Source organism: Geitlerinema sp. PCC 7407, assembly GCF_000317045.1.
Classification (GTDB): domain Bacteria; phylum Cyanobacteriota; class Cyanobacteriia; order PCC-7407; family PCC-7407; genus PCC-7407.
In genome coordinates, this window is sequence record NC_019703.1 from 1159338 (window position 1) to 1183018 (window position 23681).

A 23681-nucleotide genomic window follows, 5' to 3' on the forward strand; every position below is an offset into this window, starting at 1 on the left:
GGATGCGAAGCGCGGGTCGAGTCAACAGCATTGCTGCGGAGGAAATACCGAGGCAGCTACTTAGATACGTTAGTGGTTGAGACTCTCTGGCGGGTTAAAACTCCTCGAAGATATCTAGGGCTTGCGTAAACTTTGAGTAAAGTTTCCTTGGAAATACTGAGGAAAGTGAGCTGAAGCTTTGAGGTTTCTAGGCCAGTTGTTCCTTTGCAACGGGCTGAAATCGGGCAGTGCTCTGCAAATTCCCGCAAAAAAAGACGCGCAGGGAGAAGCTGCACGTCTTAGAGCAGGTTGTTGCCTCAGGAAGCTTTGACCCTTGGGGAGGATAAAAAGTCACGAGTTCCTCACCGTTGCTCAGAACAGCAGGGCGACAAGGTCAGGACTTGGACTCGGTGGAGTAGACCGCGATAGGAGCGGCATACAGGTTTAGCTTTTGCTTGAGGACCAGCCAGAAGAAGAGGGGATCTTCGAGGAGGTAGCGCCGCCACAGCCGGTTGGGCTCCATGACGAGGCGATAGAGCCACTCGAGGCCCGTGTCGCTCATCCATTTGGGGGCGCGAGAGACGTTGCCTGCCTCAAAGTCGATGGTGGCGCCGATGGCTAGGAAGATGCGGACGTTGGGCATCCGATCTTTGTATTTGCAGATCCATTTCTCTTGTTTTGGCGCGCCGACTCCGACGGCCAATACGGTGGCGCCGGACTGGTTGATGCGATCGATGATTGCCTCACATTCCGCTTCGTTTTTCTCGAAGCCGAAGCTGGGAGAGTAGGAGTCGATGATGATGTCGCGGCCGACTTTGGCGTTGATTTTCTGCTGGGCGGTGTGGGCGACGCCTTCGCGGGCGCCGAGCAGAAAGATGTGAATGTCGGGGTTGTGGCGATGGTACTCGTAGAAGGCGGGGAAAAGGTCCGAGCCGGAGATCTTTTCTCGCAGGGGAGAACCCAGGAAGCGGGAGACGTAGTAAAGAATTTTGCTGTCGCAGACGCGGAAGTGGGCGGCGTCGTAGGCTTCACAAAAATCAGGATCTTGTTGAAGCTTCACTAGGTGGTCGACGTTGGGCGTGAAGACGACGCCTCGATCGAGTTGTTCGAGGAGCTCTTGAAGCGATAAGTTATCGACGGCGACGTTCAGGATACTGATTTTATTCATCGACGCATTCCCCCTGTCGGAATGTGAGTTGAGCGTTCGGGCAGTGTGGGACTTGAATACGCGAATCCTCGCACAGGGGTCTGAACGGTCACTAGTAGTTCTACGTAAACTTCACTGAAAAATTACACGAGTTAATTCTTGACCAGGTTAAATGAAGTTTATGTTAAGGGGCCTGATCGCGATTTTACGGGGATTTTGGCGCGGGCGATCGCCTTGGCTAGCGCTCTACGTGTTTTTGAGGGGAGGGTAATGCCCTTGACCTGAGGACGGGAGGCTGTCTCAGGGAGAGTACGGGGAGCTCTGCGGGGCGTCGATTGGGGACCGCTGCCCAAAATCTGGGAGAAGCTGCCCCAAACTGGCAGAAAAGGCCCAGGGGTAAGGGCGTGAGGGAAGGGCGATCGCTCACAAAACGGGATCTTTTGTAAGATTTGGGCACACTAGACCTTAAGTTTTTCTAGAACGCCTTGAAGCGGTGAAGAGTTCTAGGGCTTGAGTCCCTTGGCACAGCGTGGAGAGAGCGATCGCCGCTCCCATAATTTTGCTTTCTGGGCTTGCGTGAGCTGTTTTTAAGACGATGTTTTAGAAATTTAGGGACTTGCGGGATGTTGTCAACGATTTTGAATGCTCTCCCTGATCCGCTCTGCTGGACGGATTGTCAGGGTGTCTTTCAGGGGTGTAATGCGGCTTTTCGGGCGATCGCGGGTCTAGCGAACACCACCCCCATCGTCGGCAAAACCCTCCCCGAACTGCCAGAGCTTGCGTGGCTTGAGCCGCTGTTTGCGGGCGATCGCCCCCGGTCGGTGAGCGGGCTTGTGTGCCAAGAAATCCCTCAGGCTGGTGCTCCCAGCCGCTGGTTCGAGATCTCCATTGCCTCTTTGCAACCCCCTGGGCAGCTTTGGAGCGGGTGGCTGTACCGCTTTGTGGACATCACGCAGCACTACCAAACCAGCGCTGACCTCCGGGCCGCCAACAGCTTCCTAGAGAACGTTCTCAACAGCTTTCCCGACCCCTTTTTCGTCAAGGACAGCCAGCATCGCTGGGTCTACCTCAACGAGGCCATGGCGGCCATGATGGGGCACCGGCCAGAAACCCTGCTGGGCAAGTCCGACTACGATGTGTTTCCGCCGGAGCAGGCCGAAGAATTTTGGGCGAAAGATGCCCTGGTTTTGGCCACGGGAGAGCCCAACGTGAATGAAGAGATGCTCACCGACGCTGCGGGTCAAACCTACTGCATCTCGACTAAAAAGACCCTGTTTCGCGATGTCTCGGGCCAGGCCTTTATCGTGGGAACGATCCGGGATATTACGGACCAGCACATTGTGCAGTCGGCGCTCTACGAAAGTCAGTCCCGCTTCCAGAAGCTGTCGGCCCACGTCCCTGGCATGCTGTTTCAGCTGGTCCGCGCTCCTGATGGCGCCTGGTCTTTTCCCCTAGTGACCTCTGGGTCTCGTCCCTTGCTGGGCCTGGCGCCCAAGCAGATCCGCTTCGATGCCCAGCTGATCAAGCTGGCGATCTATCCGGAGGACCGGCCCGGCCTGGAGACGGCGATCGCCCGCTCGGCCCAGACCCTAGAGCCGCTGCACTGGGAAGGACGCATCACCCTGCCCACCGGCGACCTGAAGTGGGTCCAGTGGGCATCGCGACCCGAGCAGCAGCCCGACGGCTCGGTGCTGTGGGACGGCCTGATGACGGACATTACCCGGCTCAAGGAGGCTGAGCTGGCCCTCCAGCGCCTGAACGAGCAGCTCGAAGACAGCGTCAATCAGCGCACAGCCGCCCTGAGAGAAAGCGAGGCGCGGCTGCGGACTTTGGTGGATAGCCTGCCCTTTGCGGTGTGGGTCTGCGATCCGGAGGGTCGCTACGTCATGCAAAATGCCACCGATATTCACCTGTGGGGCGAGATGCTGGGCAAGCGGCCTGAGGATCTGGAGTTGGCGCCCGCGGTGTTGCAGGTGTGGAAAGATCAGCACCGCCGGGTGATGGCCGGGGAGGTGCTGCGCCAGGAAAATCGATTTGCGATCGCCGGTAAGGAGCGAATCTTCTCGACCCTCTTTGTGCCCGTGTGTGACGGAGAAGCCGTGCGGGGGCTCCTGGGCGTCAACATCGACATCACCGAGCAAAAAAATGCCGAAGAGTCTCTGCGCCGCAGCGAAAACAACCTGCGCCGCTATGGCGAAGCCCTGGGGAATCTGGTGCGCAAGCGCTTCGAGGATCATGACGATCTGCGCTCCAAGGTCCAAGAGGTCCTAGAAATCGCCTGCGCCACCCTGGAAGTGTCCGCGGGGCTGTGGTTTTATAGCCAAAACCAGACAGCCATTGAGTGCTTTGATTACTACGCCCTCGCGAGCGGAGAGCACGGCGACGGCCTGAAGCTTTTGGCGGCAGACTACCCGCGCTACTTCCAGTCCCTTCAGGAAGAGCGGACCTTGGTGACCCCCGATGCCCTGGCCGATCCGCGCACCGCAGAATTTACCGAGACCTATCTCAAGCCCTACGACGTGAGGGCGCTGATGGATACGCCGGTGTGGCTGCGCGGGGAAATGGTCGGCGTTGTCTGCTTTGAGCACGCCAGCACACCGCGCTCTTGGTCTCTGGAGGAAATCAACTTCGCAGGGTCGGTCGCGGACTTTATCAGCGCTTTTTTGGAGGCGTCGGAGCGACAGCGGGCCGAAGAAGCGCTGCGCTTTTCGGAGCAGCGGCTGCGGGAGCAGGCCCAGCGGGAGCGCCTGCTCAATCGCTTGGTGCGGCGTATTCGCAACTCTCTCGAGTTTGAGACGATTTTGGCGACGACTCTCCAGGAGATCCAGCGCTTTTTGCGAGTCGATCGCTGCCAGTTTGCGTGGTATCACCCCGAGACGGAAAACCCCCACTGGCAGGTGACCCGGGAGGCTCGGTGTGCGTCCCTGGCCAGTCTGGTGGGCCACTATCCGACCTCGGTGATGGGCACGATGGCCTCGAAGCTGCTGCGCCTAGAGCCGATCGCCATGGTGGATCTGGACACGACCCAGGACAAGGCGTGGCAGCGCTTCTGCCGGGCGCTGCAGTTTAGGGCGGTGCTGCTGATTCCGATGCAGATGCCGTCGGGCCAGCTGGGGGCGATCGTCTGCGTCAATCACGGCGAGACTCGGCCCTGGCTGACTAGCGAGGTAGAGCTGATTCAGGCGGTGATGTCCCAGCTGGCGATCGCCCTCAACCAAGCCGAGCTCTACGCCCAGAGTCAGGCCAGAGCCCAAGAGCTCCAAAATGCTCTGCTAGAGCTACAGCGCACCCAGGCCCAGATGATCCAGAGCGAAAAAATGTCGAGCCTGGGTCAGCTCGTGGCGGGAGTGGCCCACGAAATCAACAACCCCGTCAACTTTATCTACGGCAACTTGGCCCACGCCAACAGCTACATCCAGGACTTGCTCGGCCTCTTGGACCTCTATCGCCAGCACTATCCCGACCCGGTGCCTGCGGTGCGGGATGAGGCAGACGCCATCGACCTAGATTTCTTGGTGGAGGACTTGCCCAAGCTCTTCAACTCCATGAAGGTCGGGGCCGATCGCATCCAGAAAATTGTCGCTTCCTTGCGCACCTTCTCGCGCATGGACGAAGCCGACATGAAGGCCGTGAATATTCACGACGGCATCGACAGCACCTTGATGATTTTGCAGAACCGGATCAAGGCAAAGTCCGATCGCTGCGGCATCGAGGTGATCAAGTCCTACGGGAATTTGCCCCGGGTGGCGTGCTACGCCGGCCAGCTCAATCAGGTCTTCATGAACATCCTTAGTAATGCGATCGATGCTCTCGAAGACGCCGAAGACGTCGGCTCCGAAACCTCGCCCCAGATTCACATCTGGACCGAAGACCTAGAAAACGGCCAGGTCCTGATTGCGATCGCCGACAACGGCCCCGGCATGCCCGAAGACGTGCTCCAGCGCCTCTTTGACCCCTTTTTCACCACCAAGCCCATTGGCAAAGGCACCGGCATGGGGCTCTCCATCAGCTACCAGATCGTCACCGAAAAGCATGGCGGCTCTCTAGAGTGCCGCTCTGCTCCCGGCCAAGGGGCCACGTTCTTGATCAAAATCCCGCTACAGCAGCCCGAAGAACCCCTCTCGCGCTTTCTCGAGCCAGGAGACGACTGAGCAAGAGTACCCGAAGGGGTACCCGATCGCCTGCGAAAAGCCCCGTCTGCACCCTGAGGTAGTGAATACAAACATTCACTCACCGAGAAATCGCTCCCATGTTCACTCCCATTCAAAACCCCACCCTCCAACTCAATGCTCGCGGCGCTGCGGTTCGGGATTTGCAAACTCTGCTCAACACTCGCGTCAGCGCTGACTATCGCGTAGTGGTTGATGGCTTCTTTGGTCCCAAAACCGAGACGGCGGTCAAAGCCTTCCAGTATTCGAAGCTGCTGACCCGAGACGGCGTGGTTGGCCCCAAGACCTGGCAGGCCCTCAAGACCAATCAACCGGCCGAACACCCGATGATTCGCCAGGGCAGCCGGGGCGCGTCGGTCCAGATTGCCCAGACGCTCCTGACGGATGCCAGATTCTACGCTGGCGCGATCGACGGAGAGTTTGGCCCCCGCACAGAGGCCGCAGTGAAGAAGTTTCAGCAAGATCGGCAGCTGAAGCCGGTTGATGGCATTGTGGGTCGCCAGACCTGGGCAGCGCTTGCTCAGATGGCTCAGATGCTGGCGTTTGCCTAACCGGCTGGTGTGCCCAGGGTAAAGCGGCCCTGGGCCGCCGCTGGCTGCCCTCCTAGATGTTCTGAGTCGTACCGACTCGCTCGATGATGCAAAGCAAAAGGTCAGGCTCTCCCAGAGAGAGTCTGACCTTTTTGAGTTGGGCTGCCTAGGGCTGAAGGGCTAGCGCTGCTAGAGCCATCGGGCTAGGTTTGCGAGCCAGCGCTTCGCCCGGGTGCGGCTATTGCTCAGGAACTTCGACCGTGACGCGATCGCCCTCGGCAGTCCCGACGGGCTCAGGGGCGACCTCGCCCTGGGGAAGCTCACCGGCCAAATTGACCTTCACCACGCGGTTGCGGGCTTCTTCGGTTTTGGGCAGAGTGAGCGTCAGCACGCCGTTTTTGTAGGTTGCTTTCACCTCCTCGTTGCGAATTGGGGTCGGCAGCGGCACGAGGCGGCGGAACTTGCCGTAGCGAAACTCAGAGCGAAGATAGCCTTTTTCTTCGGTTTTCTCCTCTTGGCGATATTCTCCGGCGATCGCCACGGCTTCTCGGGTGGCCTGAATGTCCAGATTCTCGGCTGCCAGACCCGGCAGATGGGCTTTGAGAATCAGCTCATTGCCGTTGTCCTGAAGCTCGATGGCGGGAACCTGGGCGAAGGGAACGCCGCCTTCTAGGTGCGTCAGATCGTCAAACATCTGATCAAATTGACGGCGCAGGAGTTCGATATCCCGGAATGGGTGCCAGCGTCGAGTCAACATAGAGAACATCCCTCCAAAACGGGGTAAGCGCCTTGCAGAGCGTGCCTGAAACGAGGGCTGGAAGCGGCCTCGGCAGGCGCTGCTCTGAAGGTCTACACCTCTGATCCTGTCTCGCTTTGGGGCGGCTGACAGTCCGGAGAACCTCACTTTTGGGGTACGTTTTTCCGATGGGTCAGGGGTCCGTGGACGGCCAGCCATAGGCAGGGCGGATCGGCGCTGGTGAAGGTGACGCGGTGGCGCTGGTGGGCCGCAATCAGCAGCGAGTCCCCGGCGCCTAGGCGGATTTCGGTGCCGTCGTCGTAGGCGATCGCCGCTTGCCCCTGGACCAGTAGGACCCACTCATCGCGCTCTTGGTCGTACCACTGCCCTGGCGGCGTGGTTTGCCCGCAGGAAATAATGCGCTCGATCAGCACGGCAGAACTGTCGACCAAGGGCTCGAAGGCTTCCTCCGCTGGGAGGGGCTCGGGCAGCTCAAAGAAGTTGCTCATGGGCGATGATCGCGCGCTTTCGCATCAAACCTTCCCAGCCTAGCAGGGCTAGGGCGACTCAACGCGCGGCCCAGCGGCGACCAGATCCGGGCGATCGCCCCCCACCTGCTGGAAATTGTCGATGAAGCGCTGGGCGAGCTGCCGCGCCTGGCGATCGTAGGCCTGGGGGTCGGCCCAGGTGTCGCGGGGATGGAGCAGGCGTGATGAAATGCCGGGCACCGACCGAGGAATCGCAACCTGAAAAACAGGATCCAGATCGGTGGGAACCGCTCGCAAGTCGCCCCTCAGGGCCGCGCTCACCAAGGCCCGCGTCACGGCCAGCGGCAGGCGATCGCCCACGCCGTAGGGACCGCCGGACCAGCCCGTATTCACCAAGTACACCTCCGCGCTCGGGTGGCTCCGCAGGCGATCGCCCAACATCTCCGCGTACACCGTCGCCGGCAGCGGCAAAAACGGCTGGCCAAAGCAGGCCGAAAACGTGGCCTGGGGCTCCAGCACGCCCCGCTCTGTCCCTGCCAGCTTGCTCGTGTACCCCGACAAAAAGTGATAGAGCGCCTGCTCGTAGGTCAGCTTGGCAATGGGCGGCAAAACGCCGAAAGCGTCTGCGGTGAGAAACAAAATCGTGCTGGGATGCTCGCCCACGCTGGGAGAAGCGCTATTTGGGATGTGGGATAGGGGATAGGCTGCGCGGGTGTTTTCCGTCAGGCTGGCGTCTTGGTAGTCGGGGGTGCGATCGCGCCCGAGGGGGACATTCTCCAGCAGCGCCCCAAACCGAATTGCCTGCCAAATCTGCGGCTCTGTGGCCTCCGACAGCCGAATCGCCTTGGCATAGCAGCCCCCCTCAAAGTTAAAAATCCCGCTGCCAGACCAGCCGTGCTCGTCATCGCCAATCAGCGATCGCGCCGGATCGGCCGACAGCGTCGTCTTGCCGGTCCCCGACAGCCCAAAAAAGAGCGCCGTGCGGCCCTCGGCGTCGCGATTGGCAGCGCAGTGCATCGGCAGCACCCCCCGCCGAGCCATAAAGTAGTTCATCAGAGAAAAGACGGACTTCTTGATCTCGCCAGCGTAGCGAGAGCCGCCGATCAGCACCAGCCGCTGGCCCAGGTGCAGCACAATAAACGCTTCGCTGTTGACCCCTTGGTCCAGCCTCGGATCCGCCTTGAGACCCGGCACCGAAATCACCGTGAAATCGGCTTGATGGTGGGCGAGCTCAGCCGCCGTTGGACGCAGAAATAACTGATGGGCAAACAGGCTTTGGGACGCCAGTTCCGTCACCACGCGCACGCCCATTTGGTATTGGCGATCGCTGCCAACATAGCCATCAAAAATATACAGATCACGGCCCTGAATATAGGACAAAATTCGATGATAAAGCCGCTGAAAATTTTCCTCTGAAATCGCAACGTTCACCGGATTCCAGTCAATAGAAGTTTGACTGTCGGGCTCGTTCACAATGAACTTGTCCCGAGGCGATCGCCCCGTATAGGCCCCCGTTCGTACACAAAGCGCCCCATTGTGGGCCAGCACCGCCTCCCCCCGCACCACTGCGTGCTCGATCAGCTGCGCTGGCGATAGATTGCGGTGGACGCAGCCCAAGTTTCCCATGCCCAGCGCCTCGAGGCCGTAGGCCTCCCGGACCCCAGAGTAGCTGCTCCAAGGCCTAGGGACGCTCGGGCCGGGAATGTCAGGGCGAGGGTGGCTATTGTGGGTCGAGAGGCTGTCCGGCTCCAGATCCAGAATGCTCAGAGGACGGAGCTCGTGAATATCTATGCCCATGGGGGTCACCTACCAGAAACGCAGAGACTGAGGCGAAGAGAAATCACTGAATCTGACGAATGGGCCAGCTAGGTTCAAGGCCTGGGTCGGCGATCGCCCGCTTTCCCAAAATCTCGCCCAAACGCTGCGAATGACTGACCAATCCTTGATCAGAAAATTGCGATTTTTTAGATCAGATTAGGCAATTTCTGATCTGATTTTGGCTGGCTTTTATAAAATTCAAAAATTAACTTTGAAGAACGGTTTTTTGCTCTCGAAGGAGTTGCTTCGAGCTGTAAACTATCTCGACTCTTTCCTCAGGCAGAGCCTACCCCTGCCGAGATGGTGAATCAACCAAAATCGGGCTAACCTAGTAGGGAGTTGTGATCCCCCGGTCGACAGCCAATCCCCTAGGGCGATCGCTCCTGACGCTGACAGCTCCCTTCTCTCTCTAAAGATAGATTTCTGAGCCAATCAGTTTCCAGATGAAAGATGGTGTGAAATATTGACCATCTTCTTGAGAAGATTTGACAATCTTAGTGTGATGTTTCCTGGGCTTTCCGGATAAGCCAAAAAAAGTTTCGGACGGACGAAAACAACTCTCCGGGTCAGTCTTCGGGTGCGCGATGATAGTAATACGTGTCGACGTGCGCAGGTTTGTTGAAAACAGGATGCAGCAACATCACAACGGTTTGAGGAGTCGAGGGCATGGCGGTTGGTGGATCGGCTGAAATGCCTGCGGTGATGGTTCAGGCCCTCTCGGTACGCCCCGACTTGCTCATGGCGCTGACCGATCGTGAAGGGCAAATCGAGTGGGTTAACCAAACTTTTGCAGAGCGAACGGGACTGCCAACGGAGGACTTGGCGGGAAAGTTGTTCTTCAAGGCGCTAATGCCCTGTGCCGTTGGGGGTGAGCAGCAGGCCTATATCCAAGAGCGCCTCTACCAGGGAGCTGCCTTCAAGGTCGAGCTGACCTGCGTCTCCTGCGAGCAGTCGGAGTTTTGGCTGCTGGTGGACGCCCAGCCGATTCGAGATGAGCAGGGTGAGGTTTGTCGCTACTCGCTGCTGGCGACGGACATCACGACGCGCAAGCAAATGGAGCAGGCCTTCGATCGCACCCGCCAGCGCCTCAAGCGCCTGGTGGAAAGCGTCCAGATGGTGCCCTGGGAAGCAGAGGTGGCCACCCATCGCTTTACCTACGTGGGGCCGCGAGCGGCGGAACTGCTGGACTACGACCTGGCCACCTGGTACGGCTCCCACTTCTGGCTCGATCATGTCCATCCCGAGGACTTGCCCCACATTCCCTACCACGATCCGGCGACGCTGCTCGATCAAGATGACTACGTGGTGGAGTATCGGCTGCGCTCTGGGGATGGCCGCTGGGTCTGGGTGAAGGACATCGTGACGGTGCTGCGGCAGGCGGGCAAGCCGACGCAGCTGATTGGCTTTTTGCTGGAGATCAACGATCGCAAACGGGCAGAGCTGGCGCTCCACGAGGCGAAGGTGAAACTGGAGGAGGCGAACGAGGTGCTGGAGCTGCGGGTGCAGCAGCGGACGGCGGCCCTGCAACAGGAAAAAGAGAAGTCTGAGCAGGCGCTGCGGGATCTGCAAACGATTCAAACCCAGCTGATCCAGGCCGAAAAAATGTCGAGTCTGGGCCAGATGATCGCGGGGATTGCCCACGAAATCAACAATCCAGTGGGCTCCCTGGTGGGCAATCTGAAGCCAGCGGAAACCTATATTCAGGATCTGTTTCGGCTGCTGCGGGAGTACCAGCGGTACTGTCCGGCCCCAGATCCGGCGATCGCCCGCTTGATGGAGGAGATCGAGCTGGACTTTGTCCAGGAGGATTTGCCAAAGCTGATGCGATCGATGAAGGAGGCCGTCAGGCGCATCCAGAGCATTAGCTACTCTATGAAGACCTTTGTGCGCAGCGACACCTGCGACAAGGTGGAGTTCGAGGTCCACGAAGGGCTCAACAGCACCCTGATGCTGCTGCAAAACCGCCTCAAGGCCCAGAGCGATCGCCCTGCGATCGAGGTGGTCAAGCACTATGGCGAGTTGCCCGCCATCTACTGCTTTCCGGGCCAGCTCAACCAGGTCTTTATGAACCTCATGGTCAACGCCATCGACGCCCTAGAGGAGAACAACCAGGGGCTGACCTACGCCGAAATTGCCAAGCACCCCAACCAAATTTCCCTGTCGACCTCGGTGCTAGACACCTCGGCGGTGGTGATTTCGATTCGGGATAATGGCCCCGGCATGCCCGAGGAGGTGCAGCAGCGCCTGTTTGACTATATGTTTACCACCAAGCCCGTGGGCTACGGGACCGGGCTGGGCCTGTCGATTTCCCGACAGATCGTAGAGGAGAAGCACGGCGGCAAGCTGAGCTTTCTGTCGGCGGTGGGCAAGGGAACGGAGTTTATCATTCAGTTGCCGCTAGGCTAGTGCCATGGGGGCCTCCCCGGATCACGAGAACCTGCAAAGGGCGCTAATGTGGAACCTGCGCCTGTGCGATCGCCCTAGGGCGAAAGACTCCCGGTTTTGGGCAAAAATTGGCGAGGGTGTCCCGCTTTCTGAGACGCTGCGGTGTTTGAGGGCGATCGCCCTCAGGCAGCTTGGGTCGCGGAGTACACCCGCAAAGATCGCGATCGCAGGCTGGGATTGACCTTGCTGTAGGAGATTTGGAATGACCACCAACCCCCGTCCAGAGCTAGACCAAAACTTGGAGTCGGGATATCTCTCGGAGGGCACTGCCACCCTCAGCGAAGAGCAGTATCGCAAGAAAATGGAGCGTCGCAAAAGCGTTCAAGAAGAGCGCCTAGCGGCCCGCTCCCTCGAAAAAGGCCTCGTCATCGTGCACACCGGCGACGGCAAGGGCAAAACCACCGCCGCCCTGGGCATGGTGATGCGCGCCCTGGGCCACGGCTACCGAGTCGGCATCGTCCAGTTCATCAAGGGCGCCTGGGAGCCCGCCGAGAAAGCCGTCCTGGGGCGCTGGGCAGACCAGCTCACCTTTCAGGCCATGGGAGAAGGCTTCACCTGGGAAACCCAGGACCGCCAGCGGGATGCGGCCCTGGCCCAGGAGGCCTGGTCGACGGCCCTGGACCTCATTCGCGACCCGGCCTATCGGCTGGTGCTGCTCGATGAGGTGAACATCGCCCTCAAGCTGGGCTATCTCACGGTGGAGCAGGTGCTGGCGGGGCTGACCGAAAAGCCGGCAGACTCTCACGTGATTTTGACGGGTCGGGGAGCGCCCGCGGCCCTGATCGAGCAGGCGGACCTCGTCACCGAAATGAAGCTGGTGAAACATCCCTTCCGCGAGCAGGGAGTCAAAGCTCAGCCCGGCATCGAATTCTAATAGCGGCCTTCCATGCAGATCCTCTCCCTGACCCTCACAAACTTTAAGTCCTACAGCGATTGCCACTTTGAGTTTCAGCGGGGCACCAACGCCATCTGCGGTGAAAATGGTGCGGGGAAGACGAGCATCTTGGAGGCGATCGCCTGGGTTCTGTTTGACCACAGCGACTACGTCAAGGCGGACTTGATTCGCCGGGGGCAAACCAGCGCCCAGGTGGCCGTCAGCCTCTTGTCGGGCAAAGATGGCCGGGTGTACGAGGTGCGGCGCTGCACCCAGAACGGCTACAAAATCTACGACCCCGACCTAAAAGCCACCCTCGATCTGCGCAAGGTGGATGAGGAGGTGCTGCCCTGGCTCCAGGAGCACCTGGGGCTCAACTCCAACATTGGTTTGGCGGAGCTGTTTGCCAGCACGATCGGGATTCCCCAGGGAACCTTTACGGCGGATTTTCTCAAGCGCCCCAACGATCGCCGCAAAGTCTTCGATCCGATCCTCAAGGTCGAGGAGTACAAGCAGGCCTACGAGAAAACCAATCCCCTGCGCAAGTACATCGAGGATCAGGTGGCGGATCTGGAGCGGGCGATCGCCCAGTACGACGAGGTGCTCCAGGACTGGGAGAGCCTGCGCGAGAGCCACAGCGGCTTGCAGCAGGCGATTTTGCAAGATGAGGCGGTCCTGAAAGCCTGCGACCAAGAATTGGCAGCGCTCCAGGCCCAAAAAAACGAGCTGACGGCCCAGTCCGAAAAAATTCGCCAGCTGGCCGATCAGCAGCAGCAGCTGACGGCCCAAATCGAGGGAAAAAACCAGACCAATCAGCTGCTCAAGCTATCCCTGGAGCGATCGCAGCAGGCGGCGGCCATCTGTCAGGCCAACCAATCGGGCTACCAGACGTTTTTGGCCGCCGAGGCGAGTCTGCAAGCCCTTGAGCAGGACCAGCGCCAGCGCCAGCAGCTCTGGCAGGAGCGCGAGGCGGAGCAGCGATCGCTCGACCAGTCTGAGATCCAGCTCAAGGTGCTGACCACCCAGCAAGAAGAGCTGCGCCAGCGCCAGCAGGAGCTCGATGCCCTCAAGCCCTTGGTAGATCAGCAGCGCACCCTCGAAGAGCAGCGCGAGGCGATCGCCCAGGCTCTGCAAGCCTGTCAGCGAGACATCCTAGAGCAAACCAGCGCCCAGCAGCAAATCCTGCGTCTCAAAACCGATCTGGCCCAGGTCGAGGCAGAGCTAGAGCGCTTGCAGAGCCTCCAGGGCCTAGTCGATCAGATTCCAGCCCTAGAGCAGCAGTGTCAGGACTGGCAATCCCAGCTGGGTCGCCTGGGAGCTGCTCAGCAGTTTACGGCGGACCTCCAGCGCATCGTGGCGGCGGCGACGGGCCAGCGGCAGACCCAGTCTGAGGCGATCGCCCAGGCGGCCACGGGCCTCGAGGAAATTTCCCAGGCGCTGCCGCTGTTTTCGGGACCGGTGGAAACGGCGATCGCGACGCTCCACGATACCCTGGCCCTGCACGGCCAGCTGGTGACCGAGGTCCAGAGCATCTTGACAGATCTGACGGCCCAAACCGACGTTTCCCGCCTCGAGCAGCAGCTCCAGGATGCCCAGGCCCAGCTGGCGATCGCCTACCAGCACCAGGCCGCCTACGGGGGCCGCTCCGCCCTAGAAACCAAGCACGCCGACATCTTGGCCGAGCTGACGGCCCTCCAGCAGCGCCTCAAATTCTTGCAGCACCAGCTCGAACAGCAGCCCGACCTCGAGCAGCGCCAGACCCAGATCGCCCAAGACCTGGCGGCCCTCGCCAATCCCCAGGCCCGCAGCCAGATCCTGCGTCAGTCCCTCCAGCAGCAGCCGGCCCTGACCGAAAAGATTCAGGCGATTCACCAGGAGCAAGACCAGATCCAGCAGCGCCTCCAGAAGCTTCAGCAGCAGCTCGACGTTTTTGTTGACCTCGAGCAGCAGCTCGCTCTCCAGCAGCAGCAGCGCCAAGCCCACCAGCTGGCCTACCAGTCCTATTTGCAGCACGAGCAGGACGCCCGCAGCGTCGCCGAGCTGAGTCAAAAGCTGGCCGCTGCGGAGGCCGAACTGGTGAGCCTGACCCAGGGGCGATCGCGCGCCCAAGAAACCTGGGAAGCCCTGGTGGCGGCCTACGACCCGGCCCAGCTGGCCATGGTGGAGCAGAGCTTCCAGTCGGTGCAGAGCCGCAAGGACCAGCTGGTGGGCGGCCTGCCCGAAAAGCGCAAAGAGCTCCAGCGCCTCGAGCGCGAACTGGCTGAGCGAGCGGCGATCGCCACCCAGCGCGACATTGCCCAGGCCGAGCTGGGACGCCAGCAGCAAGTGCGCCAGTTCATCGCCGATGCTCGGGAGTTTTATCGGCAGGCGGGGCCGCGCATCACGGAGTTTTACCTGGCGGAGATTTCTCGCGAGGCCGATCGCCTGTTTCGGGAGCTGCTCAACCGGCCCAATGTCGCCCTCGAGTGGACCGAAGATTACGAAATTCGGGTCCAAGAAGGGGGGCACTGGCGCGGCTTCCGCAGCCTCTCGGGGGGTGAGCAGATGTGCGCGGCCCTGGCGGTGCGGCTCGCCCTGATGAAGGTGCTGGCTGAGGTGGACATCGCCTTCTTTGATGAGCCCACCACCAACATGGACCGGGCGCGGCGACAGCAGCTAGCGGAGGCGATCGGCAATCTGCGCAGCTTCCAGCAGATCTTTGTGATCAGCCACGACGACACCTTCGAAAGCATTACGGAGAACATCATCCGGGTTGATCGCTCCGAGTGATGCCCAGGGGCGATCGCGGCGAGTTCTCTCGCTCAGCGTTCTAAAGGGGCGCACATCAACGCGCAATTCGGCAGGGCTGCTAATGCGCTATCTAGAGTGCATACGTCTTCTGAGAGACAGAAACGGGCGATTTTGCCTTTTCTTGAAATCTCTTTATTTCTGCTGACAGAAGACGCTCACAAATTGCCATGCAATGATTGATTCATACAAGCAAAAGATTCAAAGCAATCTTAATTCAAACAACTTGTTCGAGGTGATTTCCAAATGTCTATTATTTCTTGGATTATTCTGGGTCTGATTGCGGGTGCGATCGCGAAAGCAATTTATCCGGGTCATCAGGGCGGCGGCATCTTTGCCACCATCGGTTTGGGAATTATAGGTGCCATTGTGGGCGGCTACGTGGGTAATCTGCTCTTCGGGGCAGGAGGTAGCGCCCTCACAGGAGCCTTGACCTTCTCCGGCGTGTTCTTTGCTGTGCTCGGCGCGATCATCCTCATCTTCCTGTGGGGTCTGTTGACTCGCCGGACTGCATAGTCCCTCACGACTCGGTCACGAGTTGCTCGATTTCTCCCTTCCTAAGATGTAACTGGTTGTGCAAGCTACAGGCTTGAAGGGCTAGGAAAACTCCTAGCCCTATTTTTTTGTTTATGATTGATTGCGATCGCCCTCAACAAACAGCAAATCTAAATTTTAAGAACTTGAGTTTCAGGTAAAAAGTAATTTCAAAAAATAGATAAATCTCTTGGGCGATCGCCTGATTTTTTCGAATAGTTTTTAATTGTGTCTTTGTCCGCTAATCATTAATCGCTCTAGTTACTCGCTCAGTTGGCTAAACAAAAGTGCTCAAACTGAGAAGTCAATCACCAAAGAGCGGGTTGCAACCTGCGCAAAAAGAATCCTTTGAGGCCATTGTCTCCAACGATGGCCTTGCGCACAGCGCCTCCAGCCCAATCGAGCCGCTGCCAGCCGCTGCGCCCTCGGTTCGCTAAAGCTCGTCCGCGAATCGGTCCGTCGCCTGGATCAGGGCGCTGCGGATGCCGGGTTCACTCATAGAGTGGCCAGCATCAGGAACCACCACGAACTCGGCCTCTGGCCACGCCCGGTGCAGCTCCCAGGCCGAGACCATGGGACAGACGACATCGTAGCGACCCTGGACAATCACAGCGGGAATCGAGCGAAGGCGATCGACCTGCTCGATCAGGTAGTTGTCCGACGGGAAAAAGCCCCCATTCACAAAGTAATGACACTCGATGCGAGCGAAAGCCTCCGCAAACTGGTCGGCGCCGAAGCGATCGAGGAGGGCCGGGTCGGGGATGAGCTGGCTGGTGCTGCCTTCCCAGATGGACCAGGCGCGGGCGGCCTGCTGACGCACCCCGGGGTCTTCGCTCGTCAGGCGCTGGTAGTACGCTCGCAGCATGTCGCTCCGCTCTGCGGGCGCAATGGGCGCCAGGTACGCTTCCCAGGCATCGGGAAAGAGATAGCTTGCTCCGTCTTGGTAAAACCAGCGCAGCTCCTTGGGGCGCAGCAGGAAGATGCCGCGCAGAATCAGGCCAGCGCAGCGATCGGGGTGGGTCTGGCTGTAGGCCAGGGCCAGGGTGCTGCCCCAGCTGCCCCCAAAGACGGTCCAGCGATCGATGCCCAGGTGCGATCGCAGGGTTTCAATGTCGCTGACCAGGTCCCAGGTTGTGTTTTCCCGCAGCTCGGCGTGGGGCGTGCTGCGCCCACAGCCCCGCTGATCAAACAAGATGATCCGCCAGCGCTGGGGGTCAAAGTATTGCCGATGGCTCGGCAGCGTGCCGCCCCCCGGCCCACCGTGCAGAAAGACCACGGGCTTCCCCTCGCGATTGCCGGACTCTTCAAAATACAGGGTGTGCAGGCTAGAGACCGCGAGGGTGCCGGTCCGGTAGGGCTCGAGGGGCGGGTAGAGATCGCGCATGATGGGCCTAGGGAGATGGCGAAGAGGGCGAAGGAACTAGGCTGAACGCCGCTTTGAGAGGGCGAGGAGCTTGATTTGGCGCTGCGATCGCCGCTGGAGGCGTCGGCTGAGCCAGCTTTGGAAATTGTCCACGTAGGTGAAGATCACCGGCACGACAACCAGGGTCAGCAGCGTGGAAGTGGTGAAGCCGCCAATCACGGCGATCGCCAGGGGACTGCGGGTTTGGGAGCCCGCGCCAATTTCTAGAGCAATGGGCAGCATTCCGGCAATGGTGGCCAGTGCTGTCATCAAGATCGGCCGCAGGCGAGAAATCCCGGCTTCGAGGACGGCCTGCCGCTGACTGCCGCCGGTTTGCTTGTGCATCAGGGCGTAGTCCACCAGCAAAATGGAGTTTTTGGTCACGATGCCCATCAGCAGCACGATGCCGATCAGGGCAAACAGGCCTAGTTCTTTTTGGGTGACCAGGAGGCCCAGGAGCGCGCCGCCGATGGACAAGGGCAGGGCCACCATGATGGTCATCGGGTGCAAGAAGCCGTTGTAGAGCAGCACGAGAATGGCGTAGATCGACAGCACGCCGGTCACCAGAGCCAGCCCGAACCGGCTAAAAATTTCCTGCATGATTTCGGCGTCGCCAGCGGGCTGCTGGGTGACGTCGGAGGGCAGCGATCGCAGGGCTGGCAGGGCGTTCACCTGGGCGATCGCCTCCCCGAGGGAGATGCCCTGGAGGTTTGCGCCCACCGAGACCTGGCGAGCGCGATCGAAGCGATCGATGCTGGCCGGACCGCTGCCCAAGCTCAAATCTGCCACCGCCGACAGCGGAACCAAAGCGCCAGTCTGGCTGGGCACCCGCAGAGTGCGCAGGGTGTCCAGGTCGCTGCGGGTGCTCGGATCGAGCTGCACCCGGATGGGAATCTGGCGATCGGCCAGGTCAAACTTGGCCAGGTTGGCCTCATTGTCGCCCAGGGTGGCCAGAGACGCCGTGCGGGCGATCGCCTGCACCGACACCCCCAAATCTGCTGCCCGCTGGGGATTGGGCCGGATCAGCAGCTCGGGCTTGACCACGCTGGCGCTGGAGCTGATTTCCACCAGGCCCTGGACCTCCCGCATTTGGCTCTCGAGGGCATTGGCCGCCGTGATTAGAGCCTCGGGATTTTCGCTCTTGAGAATGATATTGAGATCGGTGCGGCCGCCCGACGCGCCGCCGCTGGCAAAGGTCAGCCGCGCTCCGGGAATGTCGCGAAACTGCGATCGCATTTCCTGCTCAAACTCCCGCTGAGACAGCGCGCGATCGCCCCGGGGCTTGAGCTGCACGAACATCTGGCCCGTGTTCACCGCTGAGGAACTCCCCCGGGAGCCGCCCGACTGCCCCACATTGCCAAAAACTGTCGCCACCGCCGGATGGGCTTGGAGCTTTTCGCTGGCCTGGAGGAGAACCTGATTGGTATCTTGCAGCGTCGAACCTGGCGGCACCTCGATGGACACCCGCGAAAGGCCCGTATCGCCGTTGTCAAACAGCCCCTTGGGAATGAAGGGCACCAGCTGCAAGCTGCCAACGAAGAATACCAGGGCGATCGCCAGGGTCAGCCCGCGATGCTTCAGCGCCCAGCGCAGCGTCCCCGCGTACAGCCGGACATACCCGGTCTGCAAAATCTTCTGGTCATCTGCCGCCGCCGAAGCCGAATTGGGCCGCAGCAGCGCGACAGCCATCACATTGGTCACGGTGCGGGCCACCAGGGTCGAAAAGCTGACCGACACCGACACCACCACCCCAAAGGGCTGGAAAAACTGGCCTGGAATCCCGCCCATGAAGGCCACCGGGATAAACACCGCCACGATCGTGGCCGTCGTCGCGATCACTGCCAGACCGATTTCGGCCGACGCGTCTAGGGCCGCCTTGAAAGGCCGCTTGCCCATCTGGATGTGGCGCTCGATATTCTCGATCTCGACGATGGCGTCATCCACCAAAATCCCCACCGCCAGGGCCAGCGCTAGGAGGGTCATGCTGTTGAGGGTGTAGCCCAGGGCCTGCATGACGGCGAAGGTCGGCAAAATCGACAGAGGAATGGTCACCGCCGTGATCAGCGTGGGCCGCCAGTCCCGCAGGAAAACCCACACCGTCGCCACCGTCAGCAGCACCCCCAAGATCAGCGCATCGATGGTGGCTTGGTAGGACTCCTCGATCGCGTCTGCACCGGTGAAAATCAGCGCCAGCTTGACGTCCTCTGGCAGGGTGGTTTCTAGGCGATCGACCACCTGCCGCACCTTGTGCTCGACGGTGACCAGCGTGCTGCCGGTGCTGCGCAGCACCGAGAAAGCAACCACCGGCTGACCATTGAGAAAGGCGGCTTGGCGCTGCTCACTGGCCCCGTCGCTGACCTGCCCCAGTTCGCTCAGGGGGACGGTGCCGCCCTGGGGCAGGACGATTTCGTAAGCTTTCAGGGTCTCTACGCTGCTGGCGCTGCCCAGAGTCCGAATGTTGGTTTCGCTGCCGCCCAGGTCAGAGCGTCCCCCAGGCAGGTTGATATTGAAGGCGCGAATTTGGTCGTTGACCTGGGTTGCCGTGATGCCGAGGGCCTGGAGCCGCTCTGGGTTGAGGTCAATGCGGATTTCGCGATCGATGCCGCCAGCTCGCTGGACCTGGGCGACGCCCTCGATGGTGAGGATTTCGCGGGCGATCGTCCGGTCCACCAGATCGCTGAGCTCTTCGACCGATCGCCGATCGGAGGTGACGGCGTAGGTCATGATCGGGCCGCCCGCAAACTCCAGGCGCTGCACCACTGGGTCGTTGACGTCGGCGGGCAGGCTTTGGCGAATCTGGGCGATCGCGTTTCGCACGTCGTTGGTGGCGCGATCGCTGTCTGTGCCCAGCACGAAGTTAATCACCGTGCTGGAGACCCCGTCGCTGACCTGGGAGGTCAGCTGATCGATATTGCCAATCCCCGCGACGGCGTCCTCGACCTTTTTGGTGACCTGGGCCTCGAGCTCTGTGGGGCCAGCACCGGGCTGGGTGACGGTGACGGACACCGCCGGAATGTCAATGTTGGGGTTGGCGTCGATGCCCAGACCGGGATAGGACAGGAGCCCCGCAAAGGTGAGGCACAAAAACAGAACGATGGTCGGAATCGGCTTGCGAATGGACCAGGCGGAAATATTCCAGGACATGGTGGCGGTGTCGTTGAGGGGGATTAGGAGCCGGGGGTCGTCTCGACGATGCGAACGCGATCGCCGTCTTTGAGGTAGGCGGCACCGGCCACCACAATGCGATCACCCAGTTCTAGGCCTTGGCGAATCTCGATGCGCTCAGCCTCGCCCCCTTGGCCTGGCAGCGTGTTGCCCAGGGTGACGGTTTGGGCCTGGACGCGATCGCCCTCTACCACCCGATACACGATGGCGCTGCCGTTGGGCTGGGGCAGCACGGCCTTGGCGGGGACCGTCTGGCCCGGCGTCTGGTCGGTCACCAGAGCCGCCTGCAAGAACATGCCGGGGCGGAGCAGATCGGCGTTGGGCAGGTCAATTTTCACCAGGGCCTCGCGGGTCTGGGGATCTACCAAGGGCGCAATTTCCCGGACCCGGCCTTCGAGGTTGATGCGATCGTCTGCGTCAGAGCGCACCTCCACCCGCGCACCGATGCGCACCTGGGCCAGCTGGGTTTCCGGCACCTTCACCTGGAGCTCGATCACCCCGTCCCGAATCAGCGAAAACAGCTTGCCGCTGCTGGCGGTCACGTCACCGACCCGGGCCAGCTTCTCCGCCACGATGCCCGCCGCCGGAGCCCGCACGAGGGTGCGGCCGAGCTGGGTTTCGAGCTGCTCGACCCGCGCCTGGTTGCTGTTGACCGTTGAGGAGGCGCCGCCAACGCTGGCCTGAGCGTTGCGGACATTGGCATTGGCGCTGGCGAGGCGGGCCTGGGCGCTCTGGACGTCGGCTTCGGCCACCCGCACCGTTTCTTTGGCAGTTTGGACGGCGGTCCGGCGGGCGTCGAGATCTTGCTCGCTGGTGATGCCCTCCTGGGCCAGGGATTCGTAGCGGGCAAAGTCCCGCTCGGTTTGGGCCAAGCTGGCTTGGGCCTGGGCGAGGCGGGCCTGAGCCTGAACCAGACCCGCTTGGGCTTCGCCGAGGCTCGCCTGGGCTTGCAAGAGGCCAGCTTGGGCTTGGTCAACGCCGGACTGGGTGGAGCTGACTTGGGCTTGGGCCTCGGTGATTTGCGATCGCACGACTGAGTCATCGAGGACCGCCATCACCTGGCCTGCTTGGACGGAGTCTCCCTCTTCGACCAGGACTTCCTCGATCTGGAGGCCGGGGCTCTTGGGGAGGACCGGCAGCATGTCGGTGGCGGCGACGGTACCGCTCAGGGTCAGGGTGCGCGAAATGGGAGCCGACTCAACGCTGGCGATCGAGACGCTGGGGAGGTTGGCGCTGGCGGCGTCTTCGGCCTCTTCAGCGACGACGGGGTCCGCGATCGAGCTGGGGGTGAGCAGACGGCTGCCGAGGGCACCGGCGGCGATCGCTAGGGAGAGCCCCACGCCGATCCAGAGGCGCTTTCGGGAGGCGGGCGATCGCTGCTCGGGGAGCGAAGGCTCCGGACTTTCAGGCTCAAAAGCGTCCAGATTCTCCTGGGGGTTTGGTTCGGGGGATTGCATTGGGTAGGTCACGCGATTCTCACCGTCCTTGGGGGAGGGGCTGGCGACTCGTCAAGGGGTCAAAAGGTTTGACGGAGGCGAGCCAGAGACCGCTGTCGAATTGTCAAAATCTGACAGCAAATCTCATAAAAATTTACATTTTTTTACTCACCATTATGGCTCTAGATGGTGGAACTTTTCTGCGTAACATTGCCGAAAACCAAGGGTTTTGGGCCGAGCGTTGGGAACTTCCATGCTCAGAGCTAGGGCGCTTGGCAACGCAAAACGAGCTGGATCGGGATCTCCATCCAGCTCGTTTTGAGAAAAGCAACTTGAGCTCGGTGAGCGCTCTAGGAACGGCTCGCAGTGCTCACGATGCCCGACCACTGAACCTTTTTCAGCTTGCTTCGCCGGTAGGAAAAGAAATGCTCTGGCTGCTGGTAGGTGCAGTGAGGGGCGATCGCCATCTGCTCTGGCGAAAACCCGAGCTGCTCGAGCTGAATCTCATTGAAGCGCCGCACGTCCACGCGCACCCGGCCCGGATGGGGATCTTCGTAAACGGGAGGCTTGGGCAGGGCTTGCAGGGCCGCAATCACGCGATCGGCTGAATCTTCCGACGGGCCGAGCACCGAGGCGCCGAGCTCCGCCGCGACGTCCTCGGACACTTGATATACGTCCCCGGCGATCGCCGGTCCCATGGCCACCCGCAGATCGGCACGCTGACTGCCCTGGGCCTCCAGACGGGCGATCGCCTCCGGCACGATTTTGGCGGCGGTGCCGCGCCACCCTGCGTGAACCGCCGCGACCTGGCCCCGCTGCACATCGGCGATCAGCACGGGTGTACAGTCGGCGCTGCACACCCAAACTGCCTGGTCAGCGCTCTCGGTCAGCACGCCGTCGGCGGGCGGCAGCTCGTCGGGCGTTTCCACCTGGGGGTCGCGCTCTGGCGACGCCTCGATCTCCGACGGGCTCAAGACCGTTTTGCCGTGGACCTGGCGCACGCGATACACCGCTGCTTCTGGATGGAGGGCCTGGATCAGCTCATCGGGACGTCGGGGCCAAAACTGCTGGGTAAAAAAGCCGTGGGGCCACGCCTCCAGCAGGCTACAGGTCAAATAGGGAGTACCTTCCCAGGACTGCCAATGCCAAGTGTGCATAACTCTTCGGTGCTTGGTGCGATCGCCTCTATCACGCGCTTCCGGACAAGGTTGCTGCCGTTCCGGCACGCCAGGGTCAGGGGGCTGTGCTAGCCTAGGCGGCGACGTTTTGTCCCGCTGCTCCTGTGTTTGACCGTCAGGCCTTCGAGGAAGCGCTTCTAGTCGTTCAGTATCGCACTCGAAAACATCTCCAGCATCCCCCCGAACCGATTCAGCTCCAGGCCTTCGAGTCGGTGGCGTCGACCAACCAGATCCTCTGGTCCCAGCTAGATCAGGGCGCTGGATCTGGCAGTGCGGTTTTGGCGGCCCAGCAGAACGCGGGCCGGGGCCAGTGGGGTCGGCAGTGGTCCTCGCCGCCGGGGGGCCTCTATCTGTCCGTTGCCCTCCTGCCCCAGCTGCCGATCGCCCACGCGGCCCAGCTCACCTTTGCGAGCGCCTGGGGCATTGCGATCGCCCTCCGAGGGTTTGGGGTGCCCGTCCAGCTCAAGTGGCCCAATGACTTGGTCTTGGAGGGCCACAAACTCGGTGGCATCTTGACCGAAACCCGCCTGTCCCAGGACGTGATTACCCAGGCCGTGGTGGGGGTCGGTCTCAACTGGCAAAATCCAGTCCCCGAGACCGGCATCAATCTCCAGCGCTTTTTTGCCCAGCAGAGCGATCGCGAGGCGACCCTTTCGTCCCTGGAGATGCTGGCGGCGATCGCCGCTCAGGGCATTGTTTCCGGATATCACACCCACGCTTTGAAAGGTATGGAAACCTTGCTGCCGGCCTACCAAGCGCTGCTGCTCAATCTCGGAGAGACGGTCCAAGTCGATGGACAATGGGCCACGGTCACTGGAGTTGCAGCCACAGGAGAACTAAGCCTTCGGCTCCTCCCGCCTGGGGGTGAGTCGAGCTCGCCCCTGACAAATCATTTGACAGATATTTATCTCCAGCCCGGTACAATCAGTCTGGGTTACCGGCGATCGCCCCCATGAATCATCCCTCTGTAGGAAGGATACGGAACCATTTTTT

At 60.8% G+C, this 23681-nt stretch carries 15 protein-coding genes; 7 read left to right on the plus strand and 8 right to left on the minus strand.

Annotation, left to right across the window (positions count from 1 at the left end):
- Positions 1-373: 373 nt before the first annotated feature.
- On the minus strand, positions 374-1147 hold the full coding sequence (locus GEI7407_RS04950; RefSeq protein WP_015171037.1) for a WecB/TagA/CpsF family glycosyltransferase: 774 nt from the start codon (positions 1145-1147) through the stop codon (positions 374-376).
- A 602-nt stretch (positions 1148-1749) separates the two neighbouring features.
- Here GEI7407_RS04950 and GEI7407_RS19340 point away from each other — a divergent pair.
- Entirely contained in the window at positions 1750-5277 is a 3528-nt protein-coding gene (locus tag GEI7407_RS19340; RefSeq protein ID WP_015171038.1) for a PAS domain-containing protein, read from the plus strand.
- Between the two features lie 98 nt (positions 5278-5375).
- The gene (locus tag GEI7407_RS04960; protein ID WP_015171039.1) at positions 5376-5846 is read left to right on the plus strand and encodes a peptidoglycan-binding protein; all 471 of its coding nucleotides are present in this window, start codon (positions 5376-5378) and stop codon (positions 5844-5846) included.
- Positions 5847-6063: 217 nt separating this feature from the next.
- Here GEI7407_RS04960 and GEI7407_RS04965 read toward each other — a convergent pair whose 3' ends face one another.
- From GEI7407_RS04965 to pckA, 3 genes are all read right to left on the minus strand, one after another.
- The gene (locus GEI7407_RS04965; RefSeq protein ID WP_015171040.1) at positions 6064-6582 is read right to left on the minus strand and encodes an Hsp20/alpha crystallin family protein; all 519 of its coding nucleotides are present in this window, start codon (positions 6580-6582) and stop codon (positions 6064-6066) included.
- A gap of 143 nt (positions 6583-6725) precedes the next feature.
- Complete coding sequence (locus GEI7407_RS04970) at positions 6726-7070, minus strand: cupin domain-containing protein (RefSeq protein WP_015171041.1); 345 nt, start codon at positions 7068-7070, stop codon at positions 6726-6728.
- Positions 7071-7118: 48 nt separating this feature from the next.
- The gene (gene pckA / locus GEI7407_RS04975) at positions 7119-8846 is read right to left on the minus strand and encodes a phosphoenolpyruvate carboxykinase (ATP) (protein ID WP_015171042.1); all 1728 of its coding nucleotides are present in this window, start codon (positions 8844-8846) and stop codon (positions 7119-7121) included.
- A gap of 687 nt (positions 8847-9533) precedes the next feature.
- Between pckA and GEI7407_RS04980 the strand changes: the two genes are divergently transcribed.
- The 4 genes from GEI7407_RS04980 to GEI7407_RS04995 all read left to right on the plus strand — a co-directional run bounded on the left by GEI7407_RS04980 (position 9534) and on the right by GEI7407_RS04995 (position 15489).
- Positions 9534-11273, plus strand: a complete 1740-nt coding sequence (locus tag GEI7407_RS04980; RefSeq protein WP_015171043.1) for an ATP-binding protein — start codon at positions 9534-9536, stop codon at positions 11271-11273.
- 241 nt (positions 11274-11514) lie between these two features.
- Positions 11515-12186, plus strand: coding sequence for a cob(I)yrinic acid a,c-diamide adenosyltransferase (gene cobO, locus GEI7407_RS04985; protein ID WP_015171044.1), 672 nt, complete (start codon positions 11515-11517; stop codon positions 12184-12186).
- A 12-nt stretch (positions 12187-12198) separates the two neighbouring features.
- Positions 12199-14955 carry an AAA family ATPase gene (locus tag GEI7407_RS04990; RefSeq protein ID WP_015171045.1) on the plus strand — a complete coding sequence of 919 codons (2757 nt, stop codon included), beginning with the start codon at positions 12199-12201 and terminating at the stop codon, positions 14953-14955.
- 264 nt (positions 14956-15219) lie between these two features.
- On the plus strand, positions 15220-15489 hold the full coding sequence (locus GEI7407_RS04995; RefSeq protein WP_015171046.1) for a GlsB/YeaQ/YmgE family stress response membrane protein: 270 nt from the start codon (positions 15220-15222) through the stop codon (positions 15487-15489).
- 451 nt (positions 15490-15940) lie between these two features.
- Here the strand turns inward: GEI7407_RS04995 and pip are convergent, their stop codons facing one another.
- The 4 genes from pip to pgeF all read right to left on the minus strand — a co-directional run bounded on the left by pip (position 15941) and on the right by pgeF (position 22667).
- Positions 15941-16891 carry a prolyl aminopeptidase gene (pip, locus tag GEI7407_RS05000; protein ID WP_015171047.1) on the minus strand — a complete coding sequence of 317 codons (951 nt, stop codon included), beginning with the start codon at positions 16889-16891 and terminating at the stop codon, positions 15941-15943.
- 36 nt (positions 16892-16927) lie between these two features.
- Positions 16928-20053 (minus strand): efflux RND transporter permease subunit, encoded by a 3126-nt coding sequence (locus GEI7407_RS05005; protein ID WP_015171048.1) that lies wholly within the window; start codon positions 20051-20053, stop codon positions 16928-16930.
- A 23-nt stretch (positions 20054-20076) separates the two neighbouring features.
- Positions 20077-21543 carry an efflux RND transporter periplasmic adaptor subunit gene (locus GEI7407_RS05010; protein ID WP_150109725.1) on the minus strand — a complete coding sequence of 489 codons (1467 nt, stop codon included), beginning with the start codon at positions 21541-21543 and terminating at the stop codon, positions 20077-20079.
- A gap of 317 nt (positions 21544-21860) precedes the next feature.
- Entirely contained in the window at positions 21861-22667 is an 807-nt protein-coding gene (gene pgeF / locus GEI7407_RS05015; RefSeq protein WP_015171050.1) for a peptidoglycan editing factor PgeF, read from the minus strand.
- A gap of 125 nt (positions 22668-22792) precedes the next feature.
- Between pgeF and GEI7407_RS05020 the strand changes: the two genes are divergently transcribed.
- Complete coding sequence (locus tag GEI7407_RS05020; RefSeq protein ID WP_015171051.1) at positions 22793-23644, plus strand: biotin--[acetyl-CoA-carboxylase] ligase; 852 nt, start codon at positions 22793-22795, stop codon at positions 23642-23644.
- The last annotated feature ends 37 nt before the right edge of the window (positions 23645-23681 follow it).